Source organism: Actinomadura sp. KC06 (genome assembly GCF_004348735.1).
Lineage (GTDB): Bacteria > Actinomycetota > Actinomycetes > Streptosporangiales > Streptosporangiaceae > Spirillospora.
Map to the genome: position 1 here is coordinate 1 of NZ_SMKT01000248.1, position 8,561 is coordinate 8,561.

Below are 8,561 nucleotides of genomic sequence, written 5' to 3' on the forward strand. Positions count from 1 at the left end.
AGGTGTGTATAAGAGACAGGCGGTGAGGGCGGCGACGACGAGGGCGGTTCCGGCGTACCAGAGGTAGTGGCCGACGACTTCGTCCCAGAGGTGGGCGACGTGGCCGGGGGCGTCGTTGCCGACGGAGTTGGCGGCGAGGTGGATGCCGTGGCCTTCGACGTAGGTGATGGCGCCGATCAGGTAGAGGGCCCAGGTGCGGCGTCCGGCCCCGGCGGTGTGGAGCGCGGCGGCGGCGGTGAGCAGGACGGCGTAGGGGGTGAGGATGTCGATCCAGTCGGCCCAGCGGGTGCGGTCGACGGTGCCGAGCCCGGCGAGGCCGAAGCCGACGTGGTGAGTGAGGCTGTAGAGGATCGCGCTGGCGGTGAGCCAGTGGAGCGGGCGTCCGCCGCGGGTCCGGGGGCCGCGTCCGTCCGGTGCCGCGTGCGCGCCCGGGGCGGCGGGCTGCGCGGGCGTGGCCGCGGTCGCGGGTGTGCCGGGCGGTGTGTCCGCGGGCGTGGACGGAATGGACGTCATGGACGCTCCCCGTGTCGTGGCGAGTGTCCATCATGGCCCGGCGGGCGGCCGGGCGTCGCGCAGGGGCCGGACAGGCGGGCCGGGCCCGCCGGGCCCGCAGGGCGTCAGGCGGGGAGGAGGGTGCGGGCGAGGGCGTAGGCCTCGGTGAGGTCGGTGCCGCGGTAGTCGAGCGCGGCGATGTCGGCGAGATGGTGGTCGGCGTTGACGGCGACGGTGTTGGCGAGGTGGCGGAACAGGGGCGCGTCGGACATGGAGTCGCCGTAGGCGGTGCATTGGGCGGGGGTGAGTCCGTGGCGGGTGCGCAGTTCCTCGGTGATGCGGACCTTGTCGGCGGGGGTGAGGATGCCGGCGGGGTCGAGGGCGCCGGTGAACGGCATCGGCGGGAAGCGTGAGGCGATGACGTCGTCGAAGCCGAGGTCGAGGAGGTGGCGGGCGAAGAAGTCGGGCGACATGGTGATGACGGCGGAGTGCTCGCCGCGGGCGCGGATGTCGGCGCAGACGTCGGCGATGCCGGTGAGCCAGGTCGCGGCGGTGTAGGCGGTGGCGACGTCGGCGGGGGTGAGGTCGCGCCAGAGGCGGTGGATCTCGGTGGAGAAGGCGCGGGTGTCGATGTCGCCGGCGGCGAAGCGGGTCTCGAGGGCGTGGAGTTCGGTGAGGGTGCCGAGGTGGCGGGCGATTTCGAGGTTGGCGGTGGTGCCGGTCAGCAGGGTGCCGTCCATGTCGAAGATGTGCAGGTGTCCCACGGGTTCTGCAGTGTGGTGGACGGACGTCCCGCGGCGCGAGCCGTTTTCCGGGGGGCGTGTCCTGGTCAGTGGTCGTCGCGTGTGGGCCAGAGGGCGTAGGAGAGCAGGACGGCGGCCCAGATGCCGAGGGGGACGGCGGGCCAGTAGAACGTCCACTCCCCTTCCCGGAGCGCGGACACGGCCCAGATGACGGTCATGATCGCGGCGCCGCCGGCCCAGTAGCCCCATTCGTCGCGCCAGGCGCGCTTGTCGGCGTGGGCCTTGGCGGTGCGGCGGGCGGTTTCGGCGCGGTCGCGGGCGGCCTTCGAGGGGGGCAGGTCGGCGGTGAGGCGGTGCAGGTCGCCGTAGGTGGTGGCGGCGAGGGCCCGGTCGAGGCGGCGGTGGTGTTCGGCGGGGTCGAGGGCGCCTTCGGCGAGGGCGTCGCCGAGCCGCTGGACGGTGGCGTCGCGGTCGTGGTCGGCGGCGCGGAGCTGGTGGTCCATGGTGTGCCCCCTGGTGGTGGCGTGGTGCGTGGCCTGGTTCCAGGGTGGCGCGGTGCGGGGCGGTGGCGCTTCGTCCGCGGTGACGAACCCGGTGTACATCGTTCGCAGGACGCGGGGGCGGCCCTGCCGAAAGTGGGGGGTGGTGCTGGTCTTTCGGGGGATTCGGGGAGGGTTCGTCTTTTCTTAGCGTCGGGTTCATGGATGCGGTGATGGGGCTGGTGGACACGGCGGTGACGTCGCCGTGGTTCTACCTGGCGTTGTTCGTGCTGGCGGCGCTGGACGGGTTCTTCCCGGTGGTGCCGAGCGAGAGCGTCGTGATCACGGGGGGTGTGTACGCGGCGTCGGGGCAGCCGGAGCTGGTGCTGGTGGTGGTGCTGGCGGCGCTGGGCGCGTTCACGGGCGATCACGTGTCGTATCTGATCGGGCGGGGGTCGCGCGGACGGGTGCTGCGGGCGTTGCGGCCGGGGTCGCGGCGGCATTCGGCGTTCGGGTGGGCGCGGCGGACGATGGCCGAGCGGGGCGGGCTGATCCTGGTCGTGGCGCGGTACGTGCCGGGTGGCCGGACGGCGGTGACGCTGACGATGGGCGCGGTGGGGTTCAGGCTGCGGTCGTTCGTGCTGTTCGCGGGGGTCGCTGCGGTGTCGTGGGGCCTGTACGGGGGGTTGCTGGGGTATGTCGGCGGGCACGCGTTCGAGGACGACCCGCTGAAGGGCGTCGCGGTCGGGATCGGGCTGGCGCTGTCGGTGACGGCGGTGGTGGAGGCGGTCCGGTTCCTGCGGCGCCGCCGGAGCACGTCGGCCGCATCGGACGCGTCAGGCGTATCGGGCGGGCGCGACGCGGAGGTCCCCGATCGGGTGGGGCCGACGCCGGGGGCGTGATCGTCGCCCCTGGGTTCGCGTTTGGTGCCAAGGTTGCCGACAGATGACCCTAGGGTGAACTTCAGCGGTCTGTGCAGTGTCTCAAAGGTGTCGGGCAGGGGCCGTTTCGAGCGTGAGGGAGAGCATGCGAGCGCCGGATTTCAGCGCCGATCTGTACCGCGACATCACCGGATTCGCCGAGGACACGCCGCCGTGGGTGCATTCGGCGGCGGAGGTGGGGACCGACGGTGGCCTGCTGCTGTTCGCCGCGCTGTTCGTGGCGGGCTGGTGGCGGGCCCGGGGACGGGACGCGCGGTCGATGGGCCTGGCGCTGGCGGCGCCGTTCGCGGTGGTGGCGGCGTATCTGGTGAGCGAGGTGTCCAAGACGTTCGTCCAGGAGGAGCGTCCGTGCCGGGCGGTGGCGGGGGCGGTGCACATCGCGGCGTGCCCGTCGCCGGGCGACTGGTCGTTCCCGAGCAATCACGCGACGATCGCGGCGGCGTCGGCCGCGGCGATCGTGGTGGCCTGGCGGGCGCTGGCGCCGCTGGTGCTGCCGCTGGCGGCGCTGATGGCGTTCTCGCGGGTGTTCGTGGGCGTGCACTATCCGCATGACGTGGCGGCGGGGTTCCTGGTCGGGGTCGTGGTGGCGCCCGCGGCGGCGCTGGTGCTGGTGGCGGTGTCGCGTCGGCCGGTGGAGGCGCTGCGCGGCGTGTCGGCGGGCGCGGCGCTGCTGGGCGCGGGACCGGTGACGGCCCCCGCCGCCTCATTGCCGGGTGCCTCAATGCCTGGCGCTCCGGGGACGGCGGCGGGCGGCGTCCAGCGGGGCGTGCCGGTGCATGCGGGAGCGGCCTCGGTGCGGCCGGGCGGCGGCGGGCCGGACGCGCCGGTGACGGCGCCCGAGGTGACGATGCCGGACGTGATGGGCGGCCTGACCCGCCGCGGGGGGCCGCTCCCCTAGCACCCCAGCCGCCCAGCACCCCAGGCGCCCCGACACTCCAGCACCCCAGCTGCCCTAACGCCGCGCGGCGGCCAAGACGCCGCCGGACGGGGTCGGAGGCCCGAGTGGCGGGAGTGCGTCAGGTGTTGTCTTCGATGCCGTCGACGAGTCCGGCCTCGTAGGCGATGACGGCGGCCTGGACGCGGTTGCGGACGTCCAGCCGGGTGAGGATCGCGCTGACGTAGGCCTTGACGGTGCCCTCCACGACGTGGAGCCGCGCGGCGATCTCGGCGTTGGACAGCCCGGCGCCCAGCAGGGCCAGGACGTCGCGTTCGCGGGGTGTGAGCCCGGCGGTGCGGCGGCGGGCGCGGGCGCCGCCGGACAGGCGGCCGCCGCCGAGTTCGGTGATGACGCGGTGGGCGACCTTCGGGGACAGGTAGGCGGCGCCGCCGGCGACGGCGCGGACCCCGGCGATGAGTTCGCGGGGGTCGCCGGACTTGAGGAGGAAGCCGCCGGCGCCGCCGGACAGGGCGCGGGCGATGTACTCGTCCTCCCCGAACGTGGTGAGCATGATGACGGCGGTCTCGGGCGCGACGCGGCGGAGTTCGGCGGCGGCGGCGAGGCCGTCCAGGCGGGGCATGCGGATGTCCAGGAGGGCGACCTCGGGGCGGTGCCGGAGGGCGAGGTCGACGGCCTCGCGGCCGTCGGCGGCCTCGGCGACCACCTCGATGCCGGGGTCGGCGGTCAGGATCGCGCGGACGCCCGCGCGGATCATCGCCTCGTCGTCGGCGAGCAGTGCCCGGATCACTCGGCGTCCTTCCGCTGCTGGCGGGCGCTGAGCTGCCCGGTGTCGTAGGAGTCCTTGCCGGTGAGGCGGCCGCCGGTGAAGCAGAGCCGGTAGTAGCGGTTGACGCCGACGAGGTTGGCGTCGGGCCGGTAGTAGCGGCAGTCGGCGTGCGCGGGTTCGGGGACGGTGGCCTTGACGACGCCGGAGCCCATCGCCTCCATGCGCGGCAGGGCGTCCTCCACGTCGGTCTGCGGGGCGCCGAGGCGCAGTTCGGCGTAGTCGGCGGGCGCGAGGACGGAGTTGAGGGTGGCGTAGACGTAGTAGCCGGTCATGATGGCGCCGAGGGCGGCCATGAGCGCGGCGGGGACGGCGATCGCGGTGATCAGGCCGCGGCGGACCTGGCGGCGTTCGCGGGCCAGGTGGCGGGCCGATTCGGAGGACCATTCCCCCGTGCCGGTCCCGGTGAGCCCGAGGGCCCCGCGCAGTGCCGCCCCGGCCGCGGACGGAGCCGTAGGCGGTGCGGCGGCCGGGCGGGTGGCGGGCGGTGCGGTGGGCAGGTCGGCGGTGACGGAGAAGCCGCCCGCCGGGGTGGGTCCGGCGCGGAGGGCGCCGCCGAGCAGGCGGACCCGTTCGGTGAGCCCGGTCAGGCCGTGCCCGCCGGACGGCAGCAGCGGCGGTTCGCCGGGCGGCGGCTCGTTGGCGACCACCACCGTGATCACCCCGCCGCCCGTCCCGCCGTCGCTTTCGTTGTCGCCGTTGTCGCTGTCGGGTGGTGGTTCGCGGTGGGTGAGGCGGACGGTGACGGCCGCGCCGGGCGCGTGTTTGGCGGCGTTGGTGACGGCCTCCTGCACGACGCGGTGGGCGGCGAGCGCGACCATCGGCGGCAGGTCTCCCGGCACACCGGAGTCGTCGGCGAGCCGGACGGGGACACCGGACGCCCGCGCCCGTTCGACGAGCTCGGGAATGCTCTCCCCCGCAGGACGCACCGGCGCCGCGCCCTCGGCGTCCTGCGCGGAGTCGTCCGGGGCGGTCTCCTCGCGCAGGACGCCGATGATCTCGCGGAGCTGATCGGTGGCTTCGGCGGCGCCGGCGCGCAGCTGCGCGGCGGCGGTGCGGTGCCGGTCGCCGAGGCCGGGGTCGACCTGCAGGGCTCCGGCGCGGACGGCGATGAGGGCCAGTTCGTGCCCGAGGGAGTCGTGCATGTCCTGGGCGATGCGGGCGCGTTCGCGGAGCCGTTCGCGTTCGGCGATGATGCGCTGCTCGTGTTCGAGGCGCTCGGCGCGCTCCCATCCGGCGTGCAGGAGTTCCTGGTACTGCCGCCAGTAGCGTCCGACCAGCCAGGGCAGGACGCCGAGCAGGACCAGCCAGATGGACGAGGGGAACCAGGCGGTGACGTCCATGCCGCGGATGATCGCCAGGGCCGCGCCGCCGACGAACACGGCGACGAACCCCCACAGCAGCGGCTGCGCGCGGGTGGTGCGCAGCCCGGTGAGGTAGGCCAGGACGGGCATCGCGAAGGTGAAGTTGCCGTGGACGGCGATCAGCGCGATCGCGGTGAGCAGCGCGACGGTCGGCCAGGCGCGGCACACGGCGATCGCGGCGGCCAGGACGCCGAGCCCGGCGACCTGCAGCCACCACGACGCCCGGCCCGGCTCGGGCGGCGTGATCCCGCCGGAGGCGACGGGGAACGCCAGGATCGCGTACATGACGACGTCCTTGACCCGCGCGGACCGCGACGGGCGGCGGACGGCCCGGCCGACCGCCGGGCCCAGCGCGGCGGGACGTGCGGCGTGGGCCGCGCCGGCGATGCGGGCCGTGAGGCGGGCCGTGCGCAGGCGCGCGGGATCGTGGACGGTGGTCGCCGGGACGTTCACCCGTCCCACGCTACAAGCAGGGTGAACTGCGGCGTTACTGACGAAAGTCAGGGATATCGGCCCCGGCCGCCGGGGGCGCCGTGCCGGTTCCGGGGCGTCCGGCCCGGCCGCGCGGTGATCGCGGGCTGGCGGCGGCGGGCGCGGGCGGGGCCGCGGCTGAACTACGGTTGGCGCGTGACCGAGTCCCCGGCGCCTCCGGAGCGCCAGCCCCCGCCCGCCGGGCCCGCCGCCCGCGCGGCGCGGCGCCCGGCGTGGGCGCGGCGGGCGCGGTGGCCGCGCGGGCAGGCCGCCGACGCGATGTTCGCGGTCGCGGTCATGGCCGCCACGCTGGTGATGAGCGTGCAGGCCGAGAGGCCCGAGGACCGCGCGCTGTGGCCCGGCGGGTTCGCGATCATCGTGGTGGCGACGCTGGCGCTGGCGGTCCGGCGGCGGTATCCGGTGGCGGTCCTGGTGGTCGGGACGATCGCGCCGCCGGTGTACTACCCGCTGGGCTACCCGGACGGGCCGATCGCGCTGGTGCTGTGGGTGGCGCTGTTCACCGCGGCCGCCGAGCGGCGCCTGGCGGTGTCGCTGGGCGCGGTGATCGTCGTCAACGCCGGGTTCGTGATCGTGTCGGTGGCGCGCGGCGGCGAGGACGGCGGCGACCCGGAGGCGGTCGTCGACGCGCGCGGCGTGGCGTCGCTGTCGCTGGGGCTGCTGCTGGCGGTCGCGCTGGGGCAGTACGTCCGCACCCGCCACCTGCGGGCCGTGGCCGCCGAGCGGCGCGCCGCCGAGGCCGAGCGGACCCGCGAGGAGGAGGCGCGGCGCCGCGCGATCGCCGAGCGGCTGCGGATCGCGCGGGAGCTGCACGACGTCCTCGCCCACCAGATCTCGCTGATCAACGTGCAGGCGGGCGCGGCGCTGCACCGCCGCGACGACCCCGCCCGCGCCTACGCGGCGCTGGAGGCGATCAAGTCGGCGAGCAAGGAGACGCTGCGGGAGCTGCGCGGGGTGCTGGGCGTCCTGCGGCAGGTCGACGCCGACGACACGGGCGGCGCGGGCGGCGGGCCGGCGGCGCCGCAGCCGTCGCTGGCGCGGGTGGTCGAGTTGCTGGAGCAGACCGCGGCGGCCGGGGTGACCGTCCGCCGCGCGGGCGACCTCGCCGACCCCGAACCGGCCGACCCCGAACCGGCCGACCCCGACCACCCGGAACACCCTGAACACTCCGATCAACCCGATCATCCCGATTCCGCCGACCCCGGTGCGGGCGGGCGGGAACGCGGGGTGCGGGCGCTGGCGGAGCTGCCCGCGCCGGTCGGGCTGGCCGGGTACCGGATCGTGCAGGAGGCGCTGACCAACGCCGTCCGGCATTCGGGCGCCGCGACGGTGACCGTGGAGGTGCGCCGCGTCCCGGGAGCGGTGATCGTGCAGATCGACGACGACGGCCCTGGCCCCGCCGATCCAGCCGACCCCGGCGGGTCGGGTGGGAACGGGCTGCGGGGCATGCGCGAGCGCGCCGCGTCCGTGGGCGGGGAGATGACGGCGGGACCGGGCCCGGCGGGCGGGTTCCGGGTGTGGGCGCGGCTGCCGCTGGGCGGACCCGGCGAGGAGCAGGAGCAGAGGGAGGGGATCGCGTGATCCGGGTGATGCTGGCCGACGACCAGACGCTGGTGCGGGCGGGGTTCCGGTCGATCCTCGAGGGCGAGGACGACATCGAGATCGTCGCCGAGGCCGGGGACGGGGAGCAGGCGGTGCGGCGGGCGTCGGAGCTGCTGCCCGACGTGGTGCTGATGGACATCCGCATGCCCGTCCTGGACGGGCTGGAGGCCACCCGCCGCATCATGTCCGACCCGCGGCTGGATGCCGTCCGCGTGGTGATCCTCACCACGTTCGACCTGGACGATTACGTCTACGGCGCGATCAAGGCCGGGGCCAGCGGGTTCCTGGTCAAGGACACCGAGCCCCCCGAGCTGATCCACGGGGTGCGGGTCGTCGCGCGCGGGGACGCGCTGCTGGCCCCGACGGTGACGCGGCGGCTCATCGCCGAGTTCGCGTCCCGGATCACCGCTCCGCCGCCCACGGTGGAGCTGAACTCGCTCACCGACCGGGAGCGGGAGGTGCTGGAGCTGGTCGCGGCGGGCCTGTCGAACGAGGAGATCGCCGGACGGCTCGTGCTGTCCCCCGCCACCGCCAAGACCCACGTCAGCCGGATCCTGGCCAAGCTCGGCGCAAGGGACCGGGCGCAGCTGGTGGTGCTGGCCTACGAGACGGGCATGATCCGTCCCGGATGGCTCGGCTGACCGGCCCGGGCCGCAACCGGGCCGGTCACGGCGGTGTTGAACGGATGTGACGGTTACGGACGAAGCCCTGCACCACCACGCCCCGCCGC

At 75.3% G+C, this 8,561-nt stretch carries 9 protein-coding genes; 4 read left to right on the plus strand and 5 right to left on the minus strand.

From position 1 onward, the window contains the following. The 3 genes from E1287_RS40185 to E1287_RS40195 all read right to left on the minus strand — a co-directional run. A partial coding sequence (locus E1287_RS40185) for a hypothetical protein (protein ID WP_207934751.1) occupies positions 1 to 513 on the minus strand: 513 nt, incomplete at its 3' end. Between the two features lie 104 nt (positions 514 to 617). Further along, complete coding sequence (locus E1287_RS40190) at positions 618 to 1,256, minus strand: HAD-IB family phosphatase (RefSeq protein ID WP_131970886.1); 639 nt, start codon at positions 1,254 to 1,256, stop codon at positions 618 to 620. Between the two features lie 65 nt (positions 1,257 to 1,321). Beyond that, positions 1,322 to 1,837, minus strand: a complete 516-nt coding sequence (locus tag E1287_RS40195; protein ID WP_243719769.1) for a DUF1707 domain-containing protein — start codon at positions 1,835 to 1,837, stop codon at positions 1,322 to 1,324. Between the two features lie 98 nt (positions 1,838 to 1,935). On the opposite strand from E1287_RS40195, the gene E1287_RS40200 reads away from it, so the two are divergent. Continuing rightward, positions 1,936 to 2,616 (plus strand): DedA family protein, encoded by a 681-nt coding sequence (locus tag E1287_RS40200; protein WP_165969428.1) that lies wholly within the window; start codon positions 1,936 to 1,938, stop codon positions 2,614 to 2,616. 124 nt (positions 2,617 to 2,740) lie between these two features. Next, a complete protein-coding gene (locus E1287_RS40205; protein WP_131970888.1) occupies positions 2,741 to 3,553 on the plus strand; it encodes a phosphatase PAP2 family protein in 813 nt (270 codons plus the stop codon). Between the two features lie 118 nt (positions 3,554 to 3,671). On the opposite strand, the gene E1287_RS40210 is transcribed toward E1287_RS40205, so the two are convergent. Both E1287_RS40210 and E1287_RS40215 read right to left on the minus strand, forming a co-directional pair. Beyond that, on the minus strand, positions 3,672 to 4,340 hold the full coding sequence (locus tag E1287_RS40210) for a response regulator transcription factor (protein WP_131970890.1): 669 nt from the start codon (positions 4,338 to 4,340) through the stop codon (positions 3,672 to 3,674). Then, complete coding sequence (locus E1287_RS40215; RefSeq protein WP_131970892.1) at positions 4,337 to 6,193, minus strand: histidine kinase; 1,857 nt, start codon at positions 6,191 to 6,193, stop codon at positions 4,337 to 4,339. Before E1287_RS40215 ends, E1287_RS40210 begins: the two co-directional genes overlap by 4 nt. Positions 6,194 to 6,367: 174 nt before the next feature. On the opposite strand from E1287_RS40215, the gene E1287_RS40220 reads away from it, so the two are divergent. Together E1287_RS40220 and E1287_RS40225 are read left to right on the plus strand one after the other, a co-directional pair. Further along, positions 6,368 to 7,810: a sensor histidine kinase gene (locus tag E1287_RS40220; protein WP_131970894.1), complete on the plus strand. Its 1,443-nt coding sequence runs from the start codon at positions 6,368 to 6,370 to the stop codon at positions 7,808 to 7,810. Then, positions 7,807 to 8,472, plus strand: a complete 666-nt coding sequence (locus E1287_RS40225; protein WP_131970896.1) for a response regulator transcription factor — start codon at positions 7,807 to 7,809, stop codon at positions 8,470 to 8,472. Before E1287_RS40220 ends, E1287_RS40225 begins: the two co-directional genes overlap by 4 nt. The last annotated feature ends 89 nt before the right edge of the window (positions 8,473 to 8,561 follow it).

Excerpts from the sequence above, each read along its gene's own strand:
- E1287_RS40195 (WP_243719769.1), bottom strand. The coding sequence starts at position 1,837 with ATGTACACCGGGTTCGTCACCGCGGACGAAGCGCCACCGCCCCGCACC.
- E1287_RS40200 (WP_165969428.1), top strand. The coding sequence starts at position 1,936 with ATGGATGCGGTGATGGGGCTGGTGGACACGGCGGTGACGTCGCCGTGG.
- E1287_RS40205 (WP_131970888.1), top strand. The coding sequence starts at position 2,741 with ATGCGAGCGCCGGATTTCAGCGCCGATCTGTACCGCGACATCACCGGA.